This window comes from Methylobacterium sp. 4-46, from assembly GCF_000019365.1.
GTDB lineage: Bacteria > Pseudomonadota > Alphaproteobacteria > Rhizobiales > Beijerinckiaceae > Methylobacterium.
The window spans coordinates 2,585,612-2,609,377 of the sequence record NC_010511.1 but is presented as its reverse complement, the minus strand read 5'-3'; the positions used below and the strand labels follow the sequence as shown (position 1 = coordinate 2,609,377).

Here is a 23,766-nt window from a genome sequence, read left to right as displayed (position 1 = left end):
AGGCCACCCGCCAGCCTCAGGACCTTTCCCGTGCTCCATGTCTCGACGCGCGGCGCCGCCCCGCCGCTGACCTTCACCGACGCGCTCCTCGCCGGCCTCGCCCGCGACGGCGGCCTCTACCTGCCCGAGAGCTGGCCCAGCCTCGCGCCCGAGACCATCGCGGGCCTCGCGGGCAAGCCCTACGCGGAGGCCGCCAAGGCCGTGCTCGCGCCCCTCGTCGACGGCGAGATCCCGCGCGCCGCGCTCGACCGGATGATCGAGGCGGCCTATGCCGGCTTCCGGCACCCGGCCGTGTGCCCGCTCGTCCAGCTCGACGCGAACCTGTTCCTGCTCGAACTCCACCACGGCCCGACGCTCGCCTTCAAGGACGTGGCGATGCAGCTCCTCGGGCGGCTGATGGACCACGTGCTCAAGGCCCGCGGCAGCCGCGCCACCATCGTGGGCGCCACCTCGGGCGACACCGGCAGCGCCGCCGTCGAGGCCTTCCGCGGCCTCGACCAGGTCGACGTCTTCATCCTGTTCCCGCACGGCCGCGTGTCGGAGGTCCAGCGGCGCCAGATGACGAGTGTGGACTCGCCGAACGTTCACGCGCTCGCGGTCGAGGGCACCTTCGACGATTGCCAGGCGATCGTGAAGGCCCTGTTCCAGCACCCCCGCTTCGCCGAGGAGGTGCGGCTCTCGGGCGTGAACTCGATCAACTGGGCGCGGGTCGCCGCGCAGGCCACCTACTACTTCACCAGCGCGGTCGCCCTCGGGGCGCCGCACCGGCCGGTCTCCTTCGCGGTGCCGACCGGCAATTTCGGCGACATCCTGGCCGGCTGGGTCGCCAAGCGGATGGGCCTGCCGGTCGGCCGCCTGATGATCGGCACCAACGCCAACGACATCCTGGCCCGTACCCTCGCGACCGGGACCTACGAGGTGCGCGGCGTCGCCCCCACCACCTCCCCCTCGATGGACATCCAGGTCTCGTCGAATTTCGAGCGCCTGCTCTTCGAGGCCCTCGGCCGCGAGCCGGAGGGGCTGACCCGGCTGATGGCCGGCCTGAAGCAATCCGGCCGCTTCACGCTGCCGCCGGAGGTGCTGAAGCGGGTGCGGAGCGAGTTCGACGCCGCCGCGGTGCCGGAGCCGGAGGTCGCGGCCGAGATCCGCGACACCTACGCGCGCACGGGGCAGATCCTCGATCCGCACAGCGCCATCGGCGTGCGGGCGGGGCGCCGGCTGCTCGAGGCCGATCCGGCGACGCCGGTCGTGGCGCTCGCGACCGCCCACGCGGCGAAGTTCCCGGACGCGGTCGAGGCGGCGACCGGCATCCGCCCGGCGCTGCCGCCCCACCTCGCCGACCTGATGACCCGGCCCGAGCGCTTCAGCGTGGTGGCCAACGACGAGGGCGCGGTCGAGCGCGTCATCCGCGAGCGGGCGCGCATCCTGCGCGGGGCGGCGGCGTGAACCAGCACTTCTCGACCTTCGGCGCCTCGCCGACGCTGCGCGTCACCCGCCTGCCGAACGGCTTCACGGTCGCCACCGAGCCGATGCCCGGGGTCGCCACCGCGACGCTCGGGGTCTGGGTCGGCGCCGGCTCGCGCCACGAGCGGCCTCAGGAGCACGGGCTCAGCCACCTCATCGAGCACATGGCCTTCAAGGGCACGCGCACGCGCAGCGCCCGGGCCGTGGCCGAGGACATCGAGAATGTCGGCGGTGACATCAACGCCGCCACCAGCGCCGAGCAGACGAGCTACACGGCCCGCGTCCTCGGCGAGGATGTCGGCGTCGCCCTCGACGTGATCGGCGACATCCTGACGAACTCGGTCTACGAGGAGGCCGAACTCGCCCGCGAGAAGGGCGTGATCCTGCAGGAGCACGCCGCCGTCGAGGACACGCCCGACGACGTGGTCTACGACGCCTTCACGGAGGCGGCCTTCCCGGACCAGCCGATCGGCCGACCGATCCTCGGGCGCCCGGAGACGATCCAGGGATTCGACCGCCCGGCCATCGAGGCCTACCTCGCGCGCGAGTACACGCCCGACCGCATGGTGCTGGCGGCGGCCGGCGCCGTCTCGCACGAGGCGATCGTGGCGGCGGCCGAGCGCCATTTCGGGATTCTCCCGGCCCGCGCGGCGCCCGAGGCGGTGCCCGGCCTCTACCGGGGCGGCGAGCGGCGCATGGCGCGCAAGCTCGAACAGGCCAATCTCGTGCTCGGCCTGCCCGGCCTGTCCTTCCGGGACGAGGGCTACTACGCGCTCCACCTCTTCGCGCAGGTGCTCGGCGGCGGGCTGACCTCGCGGCTCTGGCACGAGGTGCGGGAGACCCGCGGCCTCGCCTACGAGATCCACGCCTTCCACTGGCCCTTCTCGGATTGCGGCCTGTTCGGGATCGGGGCCGGCACGGCGGGCGCCGACCTGTCCGCCCTCGTCGAGGTGACGATCGGGTGCCTCGGCGCGGCCGCGGGCGCGATCGAGCTGGCGGAACTGGCGCGGGCCAAGGCCCAGCTCAAGGTCTCTCTCCTCTCGGCCCTGGAGACGCCGGGCGGGCGCATCGAGCGCATCGCCCGCCAGCTCCTCGCCTGGGGGCGCGTGATCCCGGCCGAGGAGATCATCGCCAAGGTCGACGCGGTGACGCTCGACCAAGTCCGGGCGGCGGGCCGCTCCGTGATGGCGGGCGCCCCGACCCTCGCGGCGATCGGCCCGATCCGGAGGCTGCAGAGCCTCGACGCGGTCGGCCGCGCGCTCCGGGCGGCCTGAGCGCGGGGCGCCCCGCGCCAACTTGATTTGGCCGCAAAGCGGGACCACCACGGCCCCCGCCCGGAGGCAGGCGGCAGGGGAGACCGGGCCCGCGCGCCTTGCTCCGAAGCTTGGGCGTCGGTACGGTTCGGGGCCCCTCGCGAAGGGCCACCTCCCTCCCCGGTCTGAAGACGTTCGACAGCGTTGCGCCACGCCACCCTCGCCCTCGCCCTCCTGGTCGCCCTCGCGGGCGCGCTGCACCCCTCGGCGGCCCGCGCGCTGGAGGCGGTGCGGGTCAGCCTCGACGCCCAGGCCATCGACCTGACGCCCGCGATCGAGCGCTACCGCTCGGACGGCGACCTGATCCAGATCTCGACCGCGCCCGGCAAGGACGGCATCGTGCGCCGCATCGCCGTCAAGGCGCGCGAGACCGGGGCGCGGCCGGACTGGATCGTGTTCGCGCTCACCAACGACACCGACGAGCAGATCGACCGCATCCTGGTGGCGCCGCATTTCCGGCTCGTCGGGTCGGGGATCGTCTGGCCGGATCTCGGCGGGTCGCGCATCGCCGCCATCACGGCGAGCCAGGGCATCCGGCCCGAGCGCGACGAGAGCCCGGACGCGGACCAGTTCACCGTCACCCTCGACCCGGGCACCACCGTCACCTTCGTGGCGGAGCTGCGCACGCCCAACGTGCCGCAGATCTACCTCTGGGACCAGGACGCCTACCGCAAGAAGGCGACCGGGCTCACCCTCTACAAGGGCATCATCATCGGCATCGCCGGCCTGCTCGCCCTCTTCCTGACCGTCGTCTTCGTGGTGAAGGGCGCCATCATCTTCCCGGCGGCGGCGGCCCTCGCCTGGTCGGTCCTGGCCTATACCTGCATCGATTTCGGTTTCTTCCAGCGCATCTTCCCCGTCACGGAGGCGGCCGAGCGGATCTACCGCGCCTCCGCCGAGGCGGTGCTGGGGGCGACCCTGCTCGTGTTCCTGTTCGCCTATCTCAACCTCGCCCGCTGGCACGTGCGCTACAGCCACGTGGCCCTGCTCTGGCTGATCTTCCTCGCCGGCCTCGTCGCCCTCGCGGTGGTCGATCCGCCGGTGGCGGCGGGCGTCGCGCGCATCTCGATCGCGACCGTGGCCGGGGTCGGCCTCCTCCTCGTCCTCTACCTCGCGGCCCATAACGGCTACGACCGGGCGATCCTGCTGATCCCGACCTGGCTCCTCCTCACCGCCTGGGTGGTGGCGGCGGGCTTCGCCATCACCGGCCAGCTGCGCAACGACCTCGTGCAGCCGGCGCTGATCGGCGGCCTCGTGCTGATCGTCATGCTGATCGGCTTCACGGTGCTGCAGCACGCCTTCGCGGGCGGGGGCATCGGCGCGACCCTGGTCTCGGACACCGAGCGGCGGGCGCTCGCGCTCACCGGCGCGGGCGACGTCGTGTTCGACTGGGACGTGCCGGGGGACCGGGTCTTCGTCGGGCCGGAGATCGAGGGGCAGCTCGGCCTCAAGCGCGGCGCCCTGGAAGGGCCGGCGGCGAACTGGCTCGCCCTGCTGCACCCTTTCGACGTCGACCGCTACTCGGCCGCCCTCGACACCGTCATCGAGGAGCGGCGCGGGCGCATCAGCCAGGATTTCCGCCTGCGCGCCGCCGCGGGTCCGTATTTCTGGTTCCGCCTCAAGGCTCGCCCGGTGATCGGGGCGGATGGCGAGGTGATCCGCATCGTCGGCACCATCGCGGACGTGACGGAGCTCAAGATCGCCGAGGAGCGGCTGCTGCACGACGCGGTCCACGACAACCTCACGGGCCTGCCGAACCGCGAGCTCTTCCACGACCGGCTCGACGCCGCCCTGACCCTGGCGGGCCAGGATCCCCGGCTGAAGCCCACCGTCTTCGTCCTCGACATCGACCGCTTCAAGCAGGTGAACGACGCGATCGGGCTCTCGGCCGGCGACTCGATCCTGCTCACCCTGTCTCGGCGCCTCGGCCGGCTGCTGCGGCCGCAGGACACGCTCGCCCGCATCGCCGGCGACGAATTCGCCATCATCCTGGTCTCGGAGCGCGACCCGGACCGGATCATCGCCTTCGCGGAATCGATCCGGCGGACCATCACGACGCCGATCACCTACGCGGACCGGGAGATCTTCCTGACGCCCTCGATCGGCGTCGCGCTGCACGAGACGGGCGCGAACGCCAAGCGCGATCAGGTCTTCAAGAACGCCGAGATCGCCATGATCCAGGCCAAGCGCCAGGGCGGCGACCGGATCGAGGTCTACCGGCCGACCATGCGGGCGGACCGGGGCGACCGGATGCTGCTGGAGAACGACCTCCGTCGGGCGCTGGAGCGCAACGAGATCAAGGTGCTGTTCCAGCCGATCGTGCGGCTGGAGGACCGCACCGTCGCGGGATTCGAGGCGCTGCTGCGCTGGGACCACCCCAAGCACGGGCGGATCTCGCCCCAGACCTTCATCCCGATCGCCGAGGAATCCGGGCTCATCGTCGATCTCGGCGTCTTCGCCCTGGAGCGCACGGCGGCCGAACTGGCGGCCTGGCAGCAGGCGCTGGTCGTCGAGCCGCCGCTCTTCGCCTCGGTCAACGTCTCCTCGCGCCAGCTCCTGCGCCACGACCTGCTGCACGACGTCAAGACAGTGCTCGCCCGCACCGGCGTCGCCCCGGGATCGCTGAAGCTCGAACTCACCGAGAGCCTGGTGATGGAGAACCCGGAATACGCCGCCCAGATGCTCGCGCGCATCGCCGAGCTCGGGGCCGGGCTGTCGCTCGACGATTTCGGCACCGGCTACTCGGCCCTGGCCTACCTGCAGCGCTTCCCGTTCGACACGCTCAAGATCGACCAATCCTTCGTGCGCCAGATGGCGAGCGGCCGGACCGTGATCCTGCGCTCGATCGTCCGCATGGCGCAGGAACTCGGGCTCGAGATCGTCGCGGAGGGGGCCGAGACCGAGGCCGACGCGCAGGCCCTGGCCGAACTCGGCTGCGACTACGCGCAGGGCTTCGCGTTCGGCGAGCCGATGTCGATCCACCAGGCGCGCCAGCTCGTCGGCGCGGCGCCCGCGGCGGCCTGATCCGGGATCCGCTTGATCGAAGCGGATCCCGGATCACAAGCCTGCGCAAGCAATCAACCGGATGGCGGATGAGAGGTCTCCGCCTGATCCGGTCAGACTTGCGCCGAGCCCGAGGACGATCTCGGCCGACGGCGTCTCGGTCCGATTGGCGCCGGAGCGGCGTCGCACGGGTTCCTGCTGATCGGTTCGGCGTGACGCGGCCAGGGCCGTCATCGCCCGTCCGGGATCCGGGCGGCCGGTCTCGGCGGACGACGACGCCGGACCCATCGATCGAGAGCCGCACGGGAGGCGCGCGGGCTGCGACCGGGCGGGACGCTCAGGGCGCCCGCGCCTCGCCGGCCTGATGCGGGCAGAGGGCCTCGAGGGCGCGCAGCAGCCGGTCCCCGTGCAGCGGCTTGCGGTGGACGGGCAGGTCCGGCCACATCAGCCGCATGGCCCGGGGCAGGACGCCCCCCGTGCAGACCAGGACCGGGATGCCGCCGCGGATCAGGCGCTCGGCCGTCGGCGTCGCCTCGCCGTCCGCGAGGTTGAGGTCGAGGATCGCCACGTCGACCGGCTCGCGGTCGAGGAGCGCCAGCGCCTCTCGGTTCGTGCGCGCCGGGCCGACCGGACTGCCCTGCGCGTCGGTGACAAGGTCGCTCAGTTCGAGCGCGATCAGCATCTCGTCCTCGACGATCAGGACGCGCCGGCCAGTCAGCATCTGGGCCTCCAAGCTCCGCGGGAGCCGGTGTCGGGGTGGAGGAAGCAGGGTCGTCGGGGGAGGCCAGCCTCGCTTCCGGGGGCGCCGAATCGCCACGCTTCAGACTGAGTTGCCGCCGCTCCGCGGTCAATCGACCAGTTCGCGCAGGTCGCGTTTAAACGCTCCTTAACCATACACGCGGCACCGTCCGCACGTGGCCGGGGTGCGATCGGATGCCGGCCCGGAACCGGACGGGGAACAGGCCATGGGCGAGGCGGCACGGGATCACGCGTGGCAGGGGGGATCGACGGATTCGTCGCGCCTGCAGCGGCTTCTCCTGCGCCCGCTGCCGCGCGCGGCGGCCGCGCCGGCCGTCGCGCCGGACGAGGCCGACGAGGACGTCCTGGAGGAGGAACTCTCCCGGCTCGCGGCCGAGAACGTCATCATCAAGGCGGCCCTGCGCTCCGAGCAGGCCGAGGTCGCGGAACTGCGCGCGCGGCTCGGCGAGGCGGCCGCCAGCGAGAGCCTGGAGGATGTCCGGGCCGACCGTGACCGCTGGGCCGGGCTCGTCGAGCGCCTCCTCTTCGCCGGCCGCTGACGCGCCGGGCCGCCGATGTCCACCCGACCGCGCTGCTCGCTCGTCGTCAACGGCAAGACCGTGCGCGTCGCGACCGGCGACACGCCCCTCGATGCCGCGCTCACCGCGGGCGTCGCCGCCGGGCATGACGGCGTGGTGCAGGACGCGGTGCCGCGCCTGCCCCAGACCGGACGGACCCGGCCGCGCCTCGGCGACGGCGCCACCCGCCCGATCCCCGCCCCCTCCCCCCTCGCGGCGCTCCGCGCCGCCAAGCGGGCCGGAACGGTGCTCAGCGTCGCGGCCCTGTCGGAGAACGTCCGCGAGGTCGTGATCACCGTCTCCCGTCCCCTCGACCTGAAGCCGGGGCTGGCCATGGAGGCGGCCTTCGCGGGCTTCCCGGCCCGCCCGCTCTGCCCGACCCAGCGCCTCGACGGCAGCACGGAACTCAACGAACTCGTCTTCCACCTGCGCCGCGACGGGCCGCTCGGGGCGGCGCTCGGCGGGGCGGTCGGCCCGGGGCACGGGGTGCGCCTGCGCGGGCCGGTCGGCGGGGCGGCCTATCGGCCCGGGACGGGACGGCTCGTCCTGGTCTCCGCCGAGACGGGCTTCGCGCCGATCTGGGCCATCGCCCGCGCGGCCCGCTACCTCGAACCGGACCGGGAGATGGTCCTCGTCGCCGGCGCGCGGGACGCGGACGACCTCTACATGCGCCCGGCGCTCGCGTGGCTCCGGGCCACCGGAATCGGCCAGATCACCCTCGTGGCCTCGGCGAACCGCGCCGGGGCGCCCGATATCCGTCCCGGCCCGATCCCCGCCCACCTGCCCCCCTTGGGCCCCGCGGATTGCGTCTACGCGGCCGGGGTGCCCGACGTGGTGCGGGCGGTCGAGCGGCTGTCGGCCGCGGCGGGCGCGTCCTGCGCCGCCATCCCGTTCCTGCCGGCCATCAGCCGGGCGCGCCGCCTCGTCTCCCCGGGCGAGCAGGACGCGACGCTCATTCGGTAGGCGCCGCCGGGGGCGCGGGCCGGCCTGCGGGCGCGGGCCCGCTGCGGGTGCGGGCCCGCCGCGGGCCCGCGCCCGCCGCGATATTGCCGCGCTGGTGCCCGACAGGCAGGGTCCGCCCGCTGGGTGGCGGACGAGCAGGATCGAGGATGGAGCGGGATCCCATCGCGTTCGCGTGGCGCAGCGCCCCGCGCCAGCACGCCGTCGCGGTCGCCGTCGCGCTGGGCGCGGGCCTGCCCGTGGTCGCCCTCGGGCTCGCCCTCGTGCGCGACCTCGTCGACGAACTCCTGGTCGCCGCCGATCCCGGCCACGGCCCCCTCCTGCTCCTGCGGATCGTGCTGCCGCTGCCCGAGCGGCTCGGCGGCCCGCTGACGCTCCTGCCGGGCTGGCCGATGAGCCAGGAGGCGATGACCCTCCGGGCCGTGGGCGGACTCGCCCTGGTCGGAATCCTGCTCGCCGGCCTCGGCTGGATCACGGCCCGGCTCTGCTTCTCGGGTCAGGGCGCGGCCGTGGAGCGCCTGCGCCGCGGGGCCGCCGAGGCGATCCTGCGCTCGGGACCGGCCGGCCGCGACGAGGCGCGGGCCCTCGCCGGCCAGGTCGGCGAGGGGCTGCGGGCGGTGGACGCGCTGCTGGCGGTCGGCCTGCTGGTCCCGGCGCTGACCGGGGGCGCGGTGCTGCTGGCCCTCGGGGTGGCGGCCGCGGCCGCGCCGCGCCTCGTTCCCGCCGTGGCGGTGAGCGTCGTCGCGGCGGCCCTCGCCCGGGCCCTGCTGATCATCCGGGCGAATCGTCAGATCGAGAAGCGCCGCGACGAGAGCCTCGCCCTGGAGCGGGCGCTCACCGACCTCGTGCGGCGCCTGCCGGCGGTGCGGGCGCACGGCACCGCCGCCTTCGAGCGGGCGCGCCTCGGCCACGCGGCCCTGGCGGCGCGCCGCGGCCTCGCGCGGGCGGAGGCGTCGCTCGCCCGCGCCCGCGCCCCCGCCCTGGCGCTCTTCGTGCTGCTGCCCGCCCTCGTCCTCGCCACCGCGCTCTGGCACGAGGCGGGACCGGCCCCGCCCGTCACCGCCGGGGCGCTGGCGGCCGCCTTCGGGGCGCTGGCCCTCGCGGCGAGCCTGCTCGCCCTGCTGCTGCGCCAGAACGAGCGCCGCCGGGCGGCGCTCCCCGCCTTCGGGGAGATCGGCCGCCTCGTCGCCGCCCTGGAGGCGCGGGCCAAGGCCACGCGCCGCCTCGCGCCGGCCGCGAGCTTCCCGCGCGGCGGACCGATCGTGCTCGCGGGAGCGGCGGCCTACGATCCCGCCTCGGGCGAGCGGCTCATCGGCCTCGACCTGACCCTGCCGATGCCCGGACACGTGGCGATCCTGGGGCGCCGCGGCAGCGGCGGCCGTGTCCTCGCCGCGCTCGTCGCCGGCCAGCTCGAGCCGACGACCGGCCAGGTGACCTATGCAGGCACGGACCTGCGGGCGCTCGACCCCTCGGAGCGGGCGCGCCGCATCGCCTTCGCGGGGGACGAGCCCGTCCTTGTGGCCGGCAGCCTCCTCCAGAACCTGCTCTACGGCGACCTCGCCTTCGCGGACGGCTCGGCGCCGGACCCGGACGCGCCCCCTCCCCACTCGCCCCACCTGGAGGAGCGGCTCGTGGAGGCGCTGGCCGTGACCGGGCTCGACGCGCTGGTGCGGGCGCGGGGCCTCGCGAGCCTCGTCGCGCCGAGCATCGACCCGGATACCGCCGCGGCGATCGTGGCGACCCGCTCGGCCCTGCGCGAGGCGCTCACGTCCGAGCAGGCTGCCCACCTGATCGAGCCCTTCGACCCGCACCGCTACAACGCCCAGGCCACGGTCGGGGAGAACCTGCTGTTCGGCGAGCCGGTCGGCCGCGCCTTCGCGGAGGAGCGGCTCGCCGGGCACCCCTTCACCCGCGCGGTGCTGGAGGCCGAGGGCCTGACCCGGCCGATGATCGAGATGGGGCTCGCCATCGCCCGGGCGACGGTGGAGATCTTCGCCGACCTCCCGGACGACCACCCGCTCTTCGACGCGTTCTCGCTGTTCCCGGCGGCCGAGCGGGGCTTCTTCGAGGATCTCGTCGCCCGCCAGCCGGAGGCGACGGGCTGGCGGCGCGGCCCGGCCGGGCAGCGGGACCGCGCCCGGCTGATCGGCCTCGCGCTCCGCTACAGCGAGAGCCGGCACCGCTTCGGCCTGATCGACGCGGCCTTCGAGGAGCGGCTGGTCGCGGCGCGCCGCACCTTCGCGGCCCTGCTGCCGGCCAACCTGCGCGCCAGCGTGGAATTCTACGACCCCGCCAAGGTCACGATCGCGGCGAGCCTGGAGGAGAACCTCCTGTTCGGCCGGATCGCGGGCGCGGAGGCGGGCGCCGGCACGCGGGTGCGCGCCGTGATGCAGCGGGTCCTGGCCGAGCGCGGCCTCGAACGCACGGTCTACCGCTTCGGCCTCTCGGCCAAGGTCGATCCGCGCGCGGCCGAGAGCGGGCTCGGCAACCGCGACGCCGCCCTCACGGCGGCCGAGCGCAGCGCGATCGATCTCGCTCGCTGCCTCGTGCGCCAGCCCGACATCCTGGTGGTGGGGCTCGCCCTCGACGACCGCAGCCCGGCCGAGATCCGGGCCGGCCTGGCGCGGCTTCGCGCCGCCCGGGCCGGGCGCGGCCTCGTCGTCTGCCTGCCCGACGCGGTCAGCCTGCCGGAGGACGCACCCTTCGATGCCGTGGTGCGGGCTGAGCGAAACACCGCCCTGCCGATTCAACCTTCGGGTGACGCATCCGACCTATCCCCCTTGCGCAAGCCGCACGTTCTGGGGAACTTCGCGCACGAGACACCCGTTCGTGATGGAGTGACCGCGTGGAAGTGATCGAGGTTCCGCAGCGACGCGATTGGGCGTCGACGCGCGCGGCCCTCCATCAGGAGGCCGGGTCAGGAGCCCCGCGCGGCCGGTCGACGAGGGTCGTGCTGTGCGAAGACGCACATTCTTCAGCGCCGAAGCGGATCATCGTGAGGGCATGAAACATATGGGTCTCCTCGCGTCGGACAGCCTGACGCTCCGCTTCTGGGGCGTGCGGGGGTCTGTCTGCGCGTCCGGTCCGAACGTCGTGGAGTTCGGAGGCCACACGCCCTGCGTCGAGATCCGGTGCGGCGAGCGGCTCTTCGTCATCGATGCGGGGACCGGGATCAACGCGCTCGGAGCCTATCACGGGGCGGATCTGCCGCAGCGAATCGACCTGCTGTTCAGCCACCTCCACCTCGACCACGTCACGGGACTCGCCTTCTTCAAGCCGGCGGTGCTCGACCGGACCCGCGAGATCCACACCTATTGCGGCAACCTCGACGGCGAGAGCGCCGAGGCGCCCCTGAACCGCCTGTTCTCGCCCCCGCTCTTCCCGATCACCCTCGACGCGCTGCCCGCCCGCTTCGTCCATCACGGATTCCGGGCCGGCGAGACCCTGACCTTCGCGGACGGGAGCACGGTCGCCACCCTGCCGCTGCAGCATCCGCAGGGCGCCACGGGCTACCGCTTCCGCCACGCGGGCCGGACCGCCTGCTACATCAGCGACATCGAGCACAGCGAGCCCTGGCCCGAGCGCAACCTCCTGAACTTCGTCCGCGACGCCGACCTCGTCGTCTATGACGGGATGTTCACCGAGGGCGAGTATCCGGCCTGCCGGGGCTGGGGCCACTCGACCTGGGAGAAGGGCGTGGAGCTGTGCCGCGCGGCGAATGTCGGCCGGCTCGGCATCATCCACCTCTATCCCCAGCACAGCGACGCCGAGCTGCGCGACATGGAGAAGGCGCTGCAGGCCGCCATGCCGACCGCCTTCATCGCCCGCGAGCGGCAGAAGCTCGTCCTCGCCGCCGAGACCTGCGTGCCGGAATTCGTCTGAACCGACGGCCCGGCGGTCAGACGATCGCGGCGGCGTAGCCGGTCAGGAGCGCCGCGCCGAGCACGAGGACGAAGGCGCCGGCCAGGAGTTCGAGCCCCGCGAGCGCGAGCGCCCCGATCTCTCCCCGTCCCCCGGCGAGGCGCAGGGCCGCCGCCTTGGCGAAGACCGCGAGCGCGGCGAGCGCCGCGGTGGTGAGTGCCGTGCCCGCCGCCATGGCGAGGGCCGCGAGGATCCCGGCGGCGAACACCTTCTGGGAGAGGGCGAAGACCAGGACCAGGATCGCGCCCGCGCAGGGCCGCGCCCCCGCGGCCAGGACGACGCCGGCCTGCTCGCGCCAGGTGCCGAGCCGCTCGATCCGGCCGGCATCCGCCAGGACCGCGTGGCCGCATTCCGGCCCGCAGGGCGCCGGCGCCGCGCCCGCGAGGCGCGACGCGAGGGCGCCCGCCTTGCGCCAGGTCACGGCGAGCCCGAGCAGGGCCACGCAGGCGAAGCCCGCGGTCTCGACCGCGCGGCCCGCCTCGGTGATCCCCGCCGCGGTCCAGCGCAGCAGCGCCGCGCCGCCGCCGACGAGCGCGATCGCGACGGCGGCCTGGACCAGGGCCGCCGCGGCGCTGAGGGCGAGGCCCCGCCGCAGCGCCCGCTCGCCGGCCACGATGTAGCCCGCGATCACCGCCTTGCCGTGGCCGGGACCCGCGGCGTGGAAGACCCCATAGGCGAAGCCGAGGCCGGCGAGCGGCCCGTAGCCGCCCTGCCCGGCCCGGATCCCCGCGACCGCCGCTTGCAGACTGCGCGAGAACCCCGCCTGCATGGCGAGCAGCCAGGCCCCGAGCGAGCCGGCCCCCGAGGGCGCGGCCTCGCGGAAGCCCATGCCGAAGGGCGAGCGCGGCGGGGGCGCGAAGCCCGGCGCCAGCACCGCGACAAGCCCCGCGAGCAGGGCGGCGGCGACCAGCGCCGCGGCGAGGGCGAGGCCCAGCCGCAGGAGCGCCCCGCGCGCGGCGGGGAGGGCGACGGGGGCGGATCTCACGAGCACGTCACTGTAATCCGATTCGCGAATTGCACGCCGTAATTGGCCGCGTCGGTGAGCGCGGAGAAGAAGGATTCCGACATCTGGGCCGGCGCGGCGCTCTTGGGCCGGTGGGCCAGGGCCTTGCAGGAGGCCGGCGCGCCCACGAGGGTGGCGGCATCCTCGCCCTCGGCGAGGCTGAAGGCGACGAAGTAGGTCGGGTCGTAGACGTCGAGGGAGATCGGCCCCTTCGCGGGCGTGCGCAGCGGCAGGGTGAAGCGCAGGGTCAGCCGGCCCTCCGCGAAGGTCATCGCGGCGGCCTGCGGGCCGTCGAACTCCTGCTTGCGCCCGTCGATCTTCAGGCTGGTGAAATAGGCCGATTCGGCGAGGTTCTCGGTGTTCTCGCGCGCGAGGGCGGCGAGGCCGTCCGGGCTCGGCGCCTCTCCGCCCAGGCCCTGCACCGCGAAGGCCGAGTAGGAGGGGTCGAAGGTCCAGGCGTGCCGGATCGCGGCGACGCGCCCGTCAGGCCCGTAGACCACCTCCGCCCGGGTGGTGATCCAGACATGCGGATGGGCCTGGGCCGCGCCGCCGGCCGCCAGGAGGGCGCCGAGGGAGAGGGTGAGGCGGGCGAGGCGGGATAACGGCATGGTCACGCTCGGGAGCCACCTCGCGGGATTCGGCGGCCCCGAGTGGTCCCGCCTCAAAGCGGCGAAAGCGCGGCGGCGGCCTGCCCGTGCAGCCAGGCGCGGAACCGGGCGACCTTGGGCGAATCGGGTTCGTCGGGGGTGACGATGTAGAAGGCGTAGGGGCTCGGCACCTCCTCGGCGAAGGGGCGCACGAGGCTGCCCGGACGGACGAGGTCGCCGCCGAGCACGCGGGTGGCCAGGGCCACGCCCTGCCCGGCGGTGGCGGCCTGCAGGACCATGAAGGTGTGCGTGAAGGTCGGCCCGCGCTTCGGCCGCAGGTCCGCCGCTCCGACCGCCGCGAGCCATTGCGGCCAGACGATCATGTCGGCGTCGACGGGATCGCCATCGTGCAGGAGCGTGTGGGCGGCGAGGTCGCGCAACTCGCGCAGGGGCGGGTTTCCGTCCCGCAGGCCGGGGCTGCAGACCGGGAAGACCGCGTCGCGCAGGAGCAGTTCGCAGCGCAGGCCCGGATAGGCGCCCCTGCCGTGCCGGATCGCGACGTCGGCCTCGTCGCGGGTGAAGTCGATGAGCTGGTTGTTGGCGACGATGCGCACGTCGAGGTCCGGATTGGCCTCGCGAAAGGCGCCGATCCGCGGGATCAACCAGAGCGACGCGAAGGAATGGGTGGTGTTGACCGTGAGCGCGCCGTCGACGCCCTGCCGCCGCAGGACCAGCGCGGCGGCGGCGAATCCGTCGAGGAGCCGGCCCGCCTCCTCGGCGAAGCGCAGGCCCGCCCGCGTCGGGACGACGCCGCGGCTCGGCAGGCGGCGGAACAGCGGCATGCCCGCCCAGGCCTCCAGGGCCTTGACCTGCTGGGCGATCGCCCCGGCGCTCACCCCGAGTTCGTCGCCCGCCGCCTGGAAGGTGGGGTGGCGGGCGGCGGCCTCGAAGGCCCGGACGGCGTTGAGGGGGGGCAGTCGGCGCCCTGCCATGGCCTAGAAATCCTTGGTCGGCGGCGGAGAGCTTCTGGTTTGCGCCGCGGCGCCCCCGCGCGCAAGCTGCCTCGCATCAGATCGACGAACCGACGGAGACAGCCATGACGACCCTGGTCGGAGGCCGAGAAAATCTGCGCCTCGTGCCCGCCATCCGGCGGTCCTCGCCCCGGCCGCGCCTCCTCACGCTGGTGGAGCGGCTCGAACTCTGGGGGCAGCGCCACCGGCAGCGCCGCGACCTGCGCCACCTCCCGGACGGGCTGCTCAAGGATATCGGCGTGTCGCGGGCCGACGTGGCCCGGGAATCCGACAAGCCGTTCTGGCAGGCGTGAGGGCGGGCCGGCGAAGGTGACGTGCGCCGCGCTCAGGGCCGAGGCCTGGACGTTCGGGAGGCGGATCGCGTCGCCCGCGCCGGAGGGGTTCCCGCGTCGGCGCCGACCTGCCAGGGCGCCGCGGATCGGTCGGGCAGCAATCGCGTGAGGCTCGTTGCCGGATCAGCGAGGGGCGTGCGGGCGCCCGGCTGGGCCCCGGGAGGCGGCGCCCTACACTGGAGGCACCGAAGCTGCGCGAGGCCGCGATGATCCACCTCTACACCTGGACCACGCCGAACGGGCGCAAACCCCCGATCCTGCTGGAGGAACTCGGGCTGCCCTACACGGTGCATCCGGTCGATATCGGCAAGGACGAGCAGTTCGCGCCGGACTTCCTGCGCATCTCGCCCAACAACAAGATCCCGGCGCTCGTCGTGGACGACGCGCCCGAGGGGCCGCTCACGATCTTCGAGAGCGGCGCGATCCTGACCTACCTCGCCGAGACGTCGGGGCGCTTCCTGGCGCCGTCCGGGGCGGCGCGGTTCAAGGCGCTCGAATGGCTGCACTGGCAGGTCGGCGGCCTCGGGCCGATGCTGGGCCAGCTCGGCTACTTCGCCGTGCGCGCGCCCGAGAAGGCCCCGCTCGCCATCGGGCGCTTCACCGACGAGGCCGACCGCCTGCTCGGCGTGATGGAGCGGCGCCTCGCCGAGGTGCCCTACCTCGCGGGCGAGGATTACTCGATCGCCGACATCGCCTGCTATCCCTGGATGGTGGCGGCGACGACCTTCCTCAAGGAGCCGCTCGGCCGGAGCCTGGAGGGCAAGCCGGCCCTGCACCGCTGGCTCGCCGCACTCGGCGCGCGCCCGGCGGTGCGCAAGGGGATGCAGGTGCTCGCGCGCTAGGCGCCGGGGCCGGCACGGCCCGCGCGCGCGGGGCCGCCGCATCCCGCTCGCGGGCCCGCGCGGCCCGGTGCTGCGCGTGCGTGATGGCGATGGCGAGGGCGTCGGCGGCGTCCGCGGTGGCGGGATCCGCCTTCGGCAGCAGGAAGCGCACCATGGCGGCGACCTGCCCCTTCTCCGCGTGGCCGACCCCCACGACGGTCTTCTTGACGAGGTTGGCGGCGTATTCCGCCACCGGCAGGCCGGCCAGGGCCGGCACCAGCAGGGCGACGGCCCGGGCATGGCCGAGCTTCAGCGTCGCCTGCGCGTCCTTGTTGACGAACGTCTCCTCGACCGCGACCTCGTCGGGACGCTGGGCCGCTACCACGCGCACGAGCCCGTCATGCAGGTCGCGCAGGCGCAGCGCCAGCGCGTCGTCCCCGTCCGAGGTGAGCACGCCGCAGGCCTCGAAGGCGAGCCGGGTCCCCGTCACGGTGATCAGGCCCCAGCCCGTGCGCCGCAGGCCCGGATCGATGCCGAGGATGCGGACCGGTGTCGTTGCCATGCGGACCCTTTCGCGGCGCGAGCGGCGGGCGGCCAGCATCGCCCGAAAGCCGCCGCGACGCCAGGAGGTGGGGGCTTTAGCCGGGTCGGCCCCTCACCGCCATAGGCGATGCGCCTTGACGGAGCGTGACCGGCGGGCCACCGCTGCGGCGATGGCCCTCCCCTCCTTCGTGCCGGCATGCCGGCCCTGATCCCCGACGCGGCGACGCTCGCGACCCTCCTCGCCGCCGCCCTGGCCGGGGGGCTGGTGCGCGGCTTCACGGGCTTCGGCTTCGCGATGGTGTTCGTGCCGGTCGCGGCGGCCGCCATCGGCCCGGCCGCCGCCGTGGGGCTGATCTGGCTGGTGGACGCGCCCTTCGCCCTGTGGCTCGGCGGGCTCTCGGCGCGGCGGGCGGTATGGCGGGAGGTGCTGCCGCTCCTCGCCGGCGCCAGCGCGCTGCTGCCGGCGGGGGTCTGGCTGCTGACGCGCCTCGATCCGGCCCTCGCGCGCTGGCTCGCCGCGGGGGCGATCCTGGCGGCGCTCGCCGCCCTGATGACCGGCTGGCGCTATCGCGGCCGGCCCTCCCTCGCCCTCTCGGTCGCGGTCGGCGGCGCCTCGGGCCTCGCGAGCGGCTTCGCGGCGCTCGGCGGGATGCCGCTCGCGGTGTTCTGGCTCGCCAGCCAGACGGCGGATGCCGCCCAGGTGCGTCACAACCTGATGGCCTATTTCGGCCTCTCGACCCTGGTCTCGGGGGTGGTCTTCGCTGGCGGCGGCGTGCTCACGGCCGAGCGCGCCGCCCTCGCGCTGCCGCTCCTCATCCCCTACGGGCTCGGGCTCCTGGCCGGGAGCCGGGGCTTCCGCGCCGCCTCGGACCGGATGTTCCGGCGCATCGCCTACGCGGTGATCCTGGCCGCCGTCTGCCTCGCGCTGCCGCTCCGCTGAGCGGACCCGCTCCAGGGCAAGACCTCAGCGAAGCGCGACGACGCTCCTCGAGGCCGAGCACGGGTCGTGCAGGGTCTGCGGCCCGAACCTCACCTGCCCGAGAGGGCGGTCGCGGACCTGATCCTCCCCGTCGAAGCATCGTTCGAGCCCGGTGCGGCCGCCGCGCAGCACGACCACCCCGTGAAGGTCCAGACGCGCTTCTCCGCCACGGCGCGGTCGAGGCGCGCCGCGAGATCGCCGTCGCCCGGCGCCGATGAAAGCGGATCGGCCGCCATGGCGGACCGCGCGGGCCGGAGGGACGAGAGGGCCGCCGCCGGGGCGGCGGCCGGAAAGCGGCGACGGCGGATCATGCGCCGGCCCTACCTCTCGGCAGGATCCTCGCGCAGGACGTAGGTGTAGAACCGGATCCGCCCATCCGGCTCCACCTGCCGGTAGACGCTCTGGATCTCGGCCTCGAAGCCCGGGAACAGGTTCGCGGAGGCCTCGAACTTGGCGAAGTAGTCGAGCATCGGCTTGGCCCGCCCGTCGAGCCGCTCGCCCGGCAGCAGGGTCGCGATGCCCGGCGGGTAGACCAGCATCAGGGTGGTGGCGATGCGGCCGGCCGCCTCCGCGATCGGCACGAAATCGACCTTGTTGCGGGTCAGCATCTGGGCGGCGGCCTTGGGCGGCAGCACCATCTCGGGGATGTGGTCGGCGGTGAATTGCAGGCGCTGGAGCGCGGCGGTGTTCGCCTCGCGGTGGAAGGCGTGGAACTCGGCGCAGAGGTCGCGCAGGCGCACCCCGCGGTAGCGCTGCGGCCGGCGCCGCACGAAATCGGGCATGGCCTCCTCCAGCGGCGCGTTGTCGTCGTGCAGGCGCTTGAAGGCGACGAGGCCCGAGATCAGGGTGCCGGCCTTCGACGATTCGACGCCCGGCGTCAGCAGGAAGAGCAGCGAGTTCAGGTCGTTCTTCTCGGCCACGATCCGGTTCTCGCGCAGGTACTGCGCGACGATCGGGGCCGGCACGCCGTGATCGGCGTAGGTTCCGCTCGTCCGGTCGAAGCCCGGGGTGAGCACCGTGAGCTTGTTCGGATCGGTGATGGCGTAGCCCGGCGCCACTTTGGTGAAGCCGTGCCAGCGCGCCCCGGGGCTGAGCTCCCAGTAGCGCGGCTCGCTGGCCAGGAGGTCGGTGGGGAGGCTCTCCCAGGGCACCTCGGCGCCCTCCGGGCCGCGCACCATGTCGGGCACGAAGGGATCGAAGAACCAGCGCCGGGCCGGATCGGCCTCGTTCTCCTCGAATTCCCGCCGGATCGCCCGCACCTTCTTGCGCCACTCGATGCCGAGCCGGATCGTGTCGTCCCACAGGATCATGCCGGAGCGGCCCTTCATCATCTGGGCGCCGACATCCAGGGAGGCGAAGAGCGGGTAGAAGGGCGAGGTCGAGGCGTGGACCAGGAAGCTCTCGTTGAGGCGCCGGTGCTCGACGCGCCGCTCCTGGCCGCGGATATGCCCGTCCTTGGTGTGGATCTGCGAGGCTTGGCTGAAGCTCGCGAGCTGCTTGTGGGTCGATTGGGTGGCGATGATGCCGGGGGAATCCGGGCCGAGCCCGTCCAGCCCCATGGCGAAGCGGCCCGCATAGAGCGGGTGGAACTTCATGAACCCGGCCCAGGCCTCGTCGAACAGGATGTAGTCGCAGAGGGGGCCGATCCTCGCCAGGATCTCGCGCGCGTCGTAGATCGTGCCGTCATAGGTGCATTGCTCGATCACCGCGGCACGGAACGGGCGCTCCCGGCGCTACGCCTCCTTGTCCCGGACGAGCGGGTTGCGGCGGATCTTGTCGCGGATCGCCGCCTCGTCGAGGGCGGCATGGTCGATCGGGCCGATCAGCCCGTAGGCGTTGCGGTCGGTCTCCAGGAAGATCGGGATGCCGCCGCCGAGGAGCAGCGCCCCGTGATGCGCGGCCTTGTGGTTGTTGCGATCGAACAGGACGAGGTCGTCCTCGGCGACGAGGGCCGAGAGCACGATCTTGTTCGAGGCCGAGGTGCCGTTGAGGACGAAGTAGGTCTTCTCCGCCCCGAAGATCTGGGCCGCCTCCTTCTGCGCCTTGAGCGCCGGCCCCTCGTGGGTGAGCAGGTCGCCGAGATCGAGCACCGAATTGTCGAGGTCGTTGCGGAAGATCGCCTCGCCGAGGTGCTCGACGAAGATGCGGCCGATCGGCGAGCGGTTGTAGAAGATGCCGCCATTGTGGCCCGGGCAGGTCCAGAGCTGGTTGCCCTTCTCGGCATAGTCGACGAGGGCGCCGAAGAACGGCGTCTTCAGCGTCTCGGCATACTGGGTGACGCGCGAGACCAGGCCGCGGGCGATGAATTCCGGCGTCTCCTCGGCGAGGAAGATGTAGCCGTCGATGAAGTCGAGGAGTTCGACCGGGATGTCCTCCAGGCGCTTGCGGCGGACCATGATGACGATCGGCATCTCGAGGCCGCGCCGGCGCATCATGTCGATCAGCGCCGCCGCCTTGCCGTCGAGGCCGCGCTTGCCCCAATCGACCACGAGGCAGCCGACCGCCGCGTCGGTCTGGACCGCGATGGCCGCGTCCTCGACCCGGCGGGCGCGGACCACCTCGAAGCCCCGCTGCTCGACCGCCGCCACGATCTGGTCGACGCGCGCGCCTTCGAGATCGCCCGGATCGAAGGCGGGCGTGCACATCAGCACGGTGAAGCGGCGGTGGAAATCCATGGGCCGAGGGCTCCGGAGGAAGGGCGGCCAGAGCTTTCGGGCGCGCGCGTGACGGTCGGATGACGGGAGTCGGGCCCGTCGCGCGGCGCCGCTCGCGGGCGGCCCTCACGCCGCAGCCCTGTCGGGCTCAGAGGCTGAACAGGACGCGTTCGTTCCCGTCGTGCAGGGCGTGCGACGCTGCCGTCCGGCAATCCATCCGCACAGGTGTGCCGCACAGGTGTGGCATCCACACCTGTGCGGTGTCATAGTCTGTGCTTCACGACAACGCCAAGTCAGGCCGGCACGTCGGACATTGAGAGAGCGTCACCCGCTCACTCCGCCGCCGTCGCGAGCGGCACCTCGGGCGCCCGGAACCGCGCCAGCAGCGCCGCCTCCTCCTCCCGGGCCTTGGCGAGGTTCTTCGCCTTGACCGGCCCGAAGCCGCGGATGCTCTGGGGCAGGTTGGCGAGGCCGACCGCGACCGCGTGGTTCGCCGGCGTCAGGCCGCGCAGGATCTCGGCGATCAGGGTTTCGAACGCGGTGACCAGCCGCCGCTCCTCGCGGCGCTCGCGCGTGTAGCCGAACGGGTCGAGGGGCGTGCCGCGCAGGCGCCGCATCCGGGCGAGCACCCGGAAGGCCCGCATCATCCAGGGGCCGAAGCTCATCTTGCGCGGCCGGCCGGTGCGCGGGTCGGTGCGGGCGAGGAGCGGCGGCGCGAGGTGGAACTCGTAGCGCAGGGACTCGCCCTCGAAGGCGCTCCGCACCTGCGCCTCGAAATGGCCGTCCGTGTAGAGGCGGGCGACCTCGTACTCGTCCTTGTAGGCCATCAGCTTGAACAGCGAGCGGGCCACCGCCTCGGAGAGCGGGGTGCCGCCCGGATGCACCGCGGCCTCGCGCTCGCGCACGGACGCCACGGTGCGGGCGTAGCGCCGGGCGTAAGCGCGGCTCTGATAGGCGGTCAGGAAGGCGACGCGCCGGGCGATCAGCGTGTCGAGGTCGTCCGGGAGATCCGCCTCCGGGGCGGTCGCGAGCGCGGCGAGGGCGGCCGGGTCCGCGGCCGCCCGCCGCCCCCAGGCGAAGGCCGCGAGGTTCATCGGCACCGCCTCGCGGTTGAGCTCGATCGCCCGCAATATCGCCTCACGCGACAGCGGGATGCGCCCGCGCTGCCACGCGTAGCCGAGCATGAACATGTTGGCGGCGAGCGCGTTGCCGAGCGCCGCGAGCGCCAGCCCGGTCGCGTCGGTGAGGTCCGCGTGGCTCGGCCCGGCCTTGTCGCGGATCACCCGCTTGATGCGCTCGGCCGGGAGCGAGAAATCGGGCTTGCGGGTGAAGTCGCCCGGCATGATCTCGGCCGTGTTGACCACCACGTGGGTGCGCCCGGGCCGCACCGCCGCCAGCACCTTGCGGGTGCCGGTCACCACGAGGTCGCAGCCGAGGATCAGGTCGGCGGCCCCCGCCGTCACCCGGATCGCGTGGATGTCGTCCTGGTGGCGCGCGAGGCGGACGTGGCTGAACACCGCCCCGCCCTTCTGGGCGAGGCCCGCCATGTCGATCATGCCGAGGCCCTTGCCCTCCAGATGGGCCGCCATGCCGAGGATCGCCCCCACCGTCACCACCCCGGTCCCGCCGACGCCCGTGACGATGATGTTGTAGGTGCCGTCGATCGCGGGCAGCGCCGGCTCGGGCAGGTCCGCGTCCGGCGATCCCGCCAGGGCCACCGGCGGGCCGCTGCGCGGCTTCGCCCCGTGCACGGTCACGAAGGACGGGCAGAAGCCGTTGAGGCAGGAGAAATCCTTGTTGCAGCTCGACTGGTCGATGCGGCGCTTGCGGCCGAACTCGGTCTCCAGCGGCTGCACCGCCACGCAGTTCGACTGCACCGAGCAGTCGCCGCAGCCCTCGCAGACGAGGTCGTTGATGATCACCCGCTTGTCGGGATCGGGGAACCGGCCGCGCTTGCGCCGCCGCCGCTTCTCGGAGGCGCAGGTCTGGTCGTAGATCAGCACCGACACGCCCGGCACCGTCGCGAGGTCGCGCTGCACCGCGTCGAGGTCGTCCCGGTGATGGATGGTCAGGCCGTCCGGCCAGCGCATCCCGGCCGGGTACTTGTCCGGCTCATCGGTCACCAGGGCGATGCGCCCGACGCCCTCCGCCCGCACCTGCGCGGCGATCCTGTCCACGGTGAGCCCGCCCTCGTGGGGCTGGCCGCCGGTCATGGCGACCGCGTCGTTGAACAGGATCTTGTAGGTCATGGTGGTGCCGGTATCGACGGCCCAGCGCAGGGCCAGCGACCCGGAATGGTTGTAGGTGCCGTCGCCGAGATTCTGGAAGACGTGGCGGCGCGTCGAGAAGGCGGATTCGCCGATCCAGTTGGCGCCCTCCCCGCCCATCTGGGTGAAGCCGTCGGTGGCGCGGTCCATCCACTGGACCATGTAGTGGCAGCCGATCCCCGCATAGGCGCGCGCGCCCTCCGGCACCCGGGTCGAGGTGTTGTGCGGGCAGCCGGCGCAGAAATGCGGCGTGCGGGTCGCCACGTCGGTGGTCGCGGCCAGCACTTCCTGGGCCTGGCGCAGGCTCGCGACCCGGGCCGCGAGCGCGTCGTTGCGGTGGTAGCGCAGCAGGCGCTCGCCGAGCGCGACCGCGATGTCGTTCGGATCGAGCGCGCCCTTCACGGGGAACAGCCAGCGTCCCTGCTCGTCCTTCTTGCCGACGCAGATCGGCTGGTTGGCGGTGCCGTAGAGCTCCTCGCGGACCTGCACCTCGATCAGGGAGCGCTTCTCCTCGACCACCATGATCAGGTCGAGCCCGTCCGCGAAGGCGAGGAGTTCGCGCTGCGACAGCGGCCAGGGGCAGGCGACCTTGTAGAGGCGAAGCCCCATGTCGTTCGCCGCGACCTCGTCGAGGCCGAGATCGTCGAGGGCTTGGCGCACGTCGAGGTAGGACTTGCCCACCGTGATCACGCCGAGCTTCGGCCGGCGCCCGCCCGACAGGACGATGCGGTTGAGGTTGTTGGCCCGCACGAAGGCCAGCATCGCGTCGCGCTTGAAGTCCTGGAGCCGGGCCTCCTGGTCGAGGATCCCGTCCGGCGTGCGGATGTTGAGGCCGCCCGGCGGCATCAGGAAATCGTCCGGGAGCACGATCTTCACCCGGTCGAGGCGCGCATCGACGCTGGCGGTCGATTCGATGTTCTCCTTCACGCACTTGAAGGCGATCCAGGCGCCGCAATAGCGGCTCATGGCGTAGCCGTAGAGGCCGTAATCGAGGATCTCCTGCACCCCGGCCGGGTTCAGGATCGGCATCATCACGTCGACGAAGTGGAATTCGGACTGGTGGGCGACCGTGGAGGATTCCGCCGTGTGGTCGTCGCCCATCAGCGCCAGCACGCCGCCGTGGCGCGAGGTGCCGGCCATGTTGGCGTGGCGGAAGACGTCGCCCGAGCGGTCGACCCCGGGCCCCTTGCCGTACCAGAGGCCGAAGACGCCGTCGTAGCGCCCCTCGCCCCGCATCTCCGCCTGCTGCGCGCCCCAGATGGCGGTGGCGGCGAGTTCCTCGTTGAGGCCGGGCTGGAAGACGATGTTCGCCTTCTCCAGGACGGGGCGCGCCTTGAACAGGTTCTGGTCGAGCCCGGCGATCGGCGAGCCCCGGTAGCCCGACACGAACCCCGCGGTGTTCAGTCCGGCGGCCCGGTCCCGGGCCTGCTGCATCAGCAGCATCCGGATCACCGCCTGGGTGCCGGTGACGAAAACCTGCTCGCGGGAGAGGTCGTACTTGTCGTCGAGGCTGACGGGTCGAAGGGACGCGACCGCCGAGTGGCTGCCCATCGGGAAACCTCCAGAACTCTC

17 protein-coding genes and 1 pseudogene are annotated in these 23,766 nt (G+C 73.4%); 10 read left to right on the top strand and 8 right to left on the bottom strand.

Going from position 1 to position 23,766, the window contains the following annotated elements:
- Nucleotides 1-30 precede the first annotated feature (30 nt).
- From thrC to M446_RS11140, 3 genes are all read left to right on the top strand, one after another.
- Complete coding sequence (gene thrC, locus M446_RS11150) at nucleotides 31-1,446, top strand: threonine synthase (protein ID WP_012332209.1); 1,416 nt, start codon at nucleotides 31-33, stop codon at nucleotides 1,444-1,446.
- Nucleotides 1,443-2,738: a M16 family metallopeptidase gene (locus tag M446_RS11145; protein ID WP_012332208.1), complete on the top strand. Its 1,296-nt coding sequence runs from the start codon at nucleotides 1,443-1,445 to the stop codon at nucleotides 2,736-2,738. Before thrC ends, M446_RS11145 begins: the two co-directional genes overlap by 4 nt.
- 183 nt (nucleotides 2,739-2,921) lie before the next feature.
- The gene (locus M446_RS11140) at nucleotides 2,922-5,801 is read left to right on the top strand and encodes an EAL domain-containing protein (protein WP_012332207.1); all 2,880 of its coding nucleotides are present in this window, start codon (nucleotides 2,922-2,924) and stop codon (nucleotides 5,799-5,801) included.
- A gap of 316 nt (nucleotides 5,802-6,117) precedes the next feature.
- Here the strand turns inward: M446_RS11140 and M446_RS11135 are convergent, their stop codons facing one another.
- A complete protein-coding gene (locus tag M446_RS11135; RefSeq protein WP_012332206.1) occupies nucleotides 6,118-6,501 on the bottom strand; it encodes a response regulator in 384 nt (127 codons plus the stop codon).
- A 244-nt stretch (nucleotides 6,502-6,745) separates the two neighbouring features.
- Here M446_RS11135 and M446_RS11130 point away from each other — a divergent pair, with 244 nt between their 5' ends.
- The 4 genes from M446_RS11130 to M446_RS11115 all read left to right on the top strand — a co-directional run bounded on the left by M446_RS11130 (nucleotide 6,746) and on the right by M446_RS11115 (nucleotide 11,938).
- A complete protein-coding gene (locus M446_RS11130) occupies nucleotides 6,746-7,078 on the top strand; it encodes a hypothetical protein (RefSeq protein WP_012332205.1) in 333 nt (110 codons plus the stop codon).
- Between the two features lie 15 nt (nucleotides 7,079-7,093).
- A complete protein-coding gene (locus M446_RS11125; protein ID WP_012332204.1) occupies nucleotides 7,094-8,059 on the top strand; it encodes an oxidoreductase in 966 nt (321 codons plus the stop codon).
- 146 nt (nucleotides 8,060-8,205) lie between these two features.
- Nucleotides 8,206-10,911, top strand: coding sequence for an ATP-binding cassette domain-containing protein (locus M446_RS11120; protein ID WP_012332203.1), 2,706 nt, complete (start codon nucleotides 8,206-8,208; stop codon nucleotides 10,909-10,911).
- A 157-nt stretch (nucleotides 10,912-11,068) separates the two neighbouring features.
- Nucleotides 11,069-11,938 carry an MBL fold metallo-hydrolase gene (locus tag M446_RS11115; RefSeq protein ID WP_012332202.1) on the top strand — a complete coding sequence of 290 codons (870 nt, stop codon included), beginning with the start codon at nucleotides 11,069-11,071 and terminating at the stop codon, nucleotides 11,936-11,938.
- A gap of 16 nt (nucleotides 11,939-11,954) precedes the next feature.
- Here the strand turns inward: M446_RS11115 and M446_RS11110 are convergent, their stop codons facing one another.
- The 3 genes from M446_RS11110 to gcvA are packed head-to-tail and all read right to left on the bottom strand — an operon-like array spanning nucleotide 11,955 to nucleotide 14,559.
- On the bottom strand, nucleotides 11,955-12,968 hold the full coding sequence (locus M446_RS11110; protein ID WP_012332201.1) for a nickel/cobalt transporter: 1,014 nt from the start codon (nucleotides 12,966-12,968) through the stop codon (nucleotides 11,955-11,957).
- Nucleotides 12,959-13,588 (bottom strand): DUF1007 family protein, encoded by a 630-nt coding sequence (locus tag M446_RS11105; RefSeq protein WP_012332200.1) that lies wholly within the window; start codon nucleotides 13,586-13,588, stop codon nucleotides 12,959-12,961. Before M446_RS11105 ends, M446_RS11110 begins: the two co-directional genes overlap by 10 nt.
- Before the next feature lie 53 nt (nucleotides 13,589-13,641).
- Entirely contained in the window at nucleotides 13,642-14,559 is a 918-nt protein-coding gene (gene gcvA, locus M446_RS11100; protein ID WP_012332199.1) for a transcriptional regulator GcvA, read from the bottom strand.
- A 104-nt stretch (nucleotides 14,560-14,663) separates the two neighbouring features.
- Between gcvA and M446_RS11095 the strand changes: the two genes are divergently transcribed.
- Complete coding sequence (locus tag M446_RS11095) at nucleotides 14,664-14,891, top strand: DUF1127 domain-containing protein (RefSeq protein ID WP_012332198.1); 228 nt, start codon at nucleotides 14,664-14,666, stop codon at nucleotides 14,889-14,891.
- A 245-nt stretch (nucleotides 14,892-15,136) separates the two neighbouring features.
- The gene (locus M446_RS11090) at nucleotides 15,137-15,772 is read left to right on the top strand and encodes a glutathione S-transferase N-terminal domain-containing protein (RefSeq protein ID WP_012332197.1); all 636 of its coding nucleotides are present in this window, start codon (nucleotides 15,137-15,139) and stop codon (nucleotides 15,770-15,772) included.
- Here the strand turns inward: M446_RS11090 and ruvC are convergent.
- Nucleotides 15,660-16,313, bottom strand: a complete 654-nt coding sequence (gene ruvC, locus M446_RS11085; protein ID WP_012332196.1) for a crossover junction endodeoxyribonuclease RuvC — start codon at nucleotides 16,311-16,313, stop codon at nucleotides 15,660-15,662. The genes M446_RS11090 and ruvC overlap by 113 nt on opposite strands.
- 177 nt (nucleotides 16,314-16,490) lie before the next feature.
- Between ruvC and M446_RS11080 the strand changes: the two genes are divergently transcribed.
- Nucleotides 16,491-17,234: a TSUP family transporter gene (locus tag M446_RS11080; RefSeq protein ID WP_012332195.1), complete on the top strand. Its 744-nt coding sequence runs from the start codon at nucleotides 16,491-16,493 to the stop codon at nucleotides 17,232-17,234.
- An 89-nt stretch (nucleotides 17,235-17,323) separates the two neighbouring features.
- Here M446_RS11080 and M446_RS11075 read toward each other — a convergent pair whose 3' ends face one another.
- The 3 genes and pseudogenes from M446_RS11075 to M446_RS11065 form a co-directional block, all read right to left on the bottom strand.
- A complete protein-coding gene (locus tag M446_RS11075) occupies nucleotides 17,324-17,584 on the bottom strand; it encodes a hypothetical protein (RefSeq protein ID WP_012332194.1) in 261 nt (86 codons plus the stop codon).
- 9 nt (nucleotides 17,585-17,593) lie between these two features.
- A pseudogene (locus tag M446_RS11070) lies at nucleotides 17,594-19,948 on the bottom strand (Orn/Lys/Arg decarboxylase N-terminal domain-containing protein).
- Nucleotides 19,949-20,259: 311 nt separating this feature from the next.
- A complete protein-coding gene (locus tag M446_RS11065; protein WP_012332193.1) occupies nucleotides 20,260-23,745 on the bottom strand; it encodes an indolepyruvate ferredoxin oxidoreductase family protein in 3,486 nt (1,161 codons plus the stop codon).
- Between the last annotated feature and the right edge of the window lie 21 nt (nucleotides 23,746-23,766).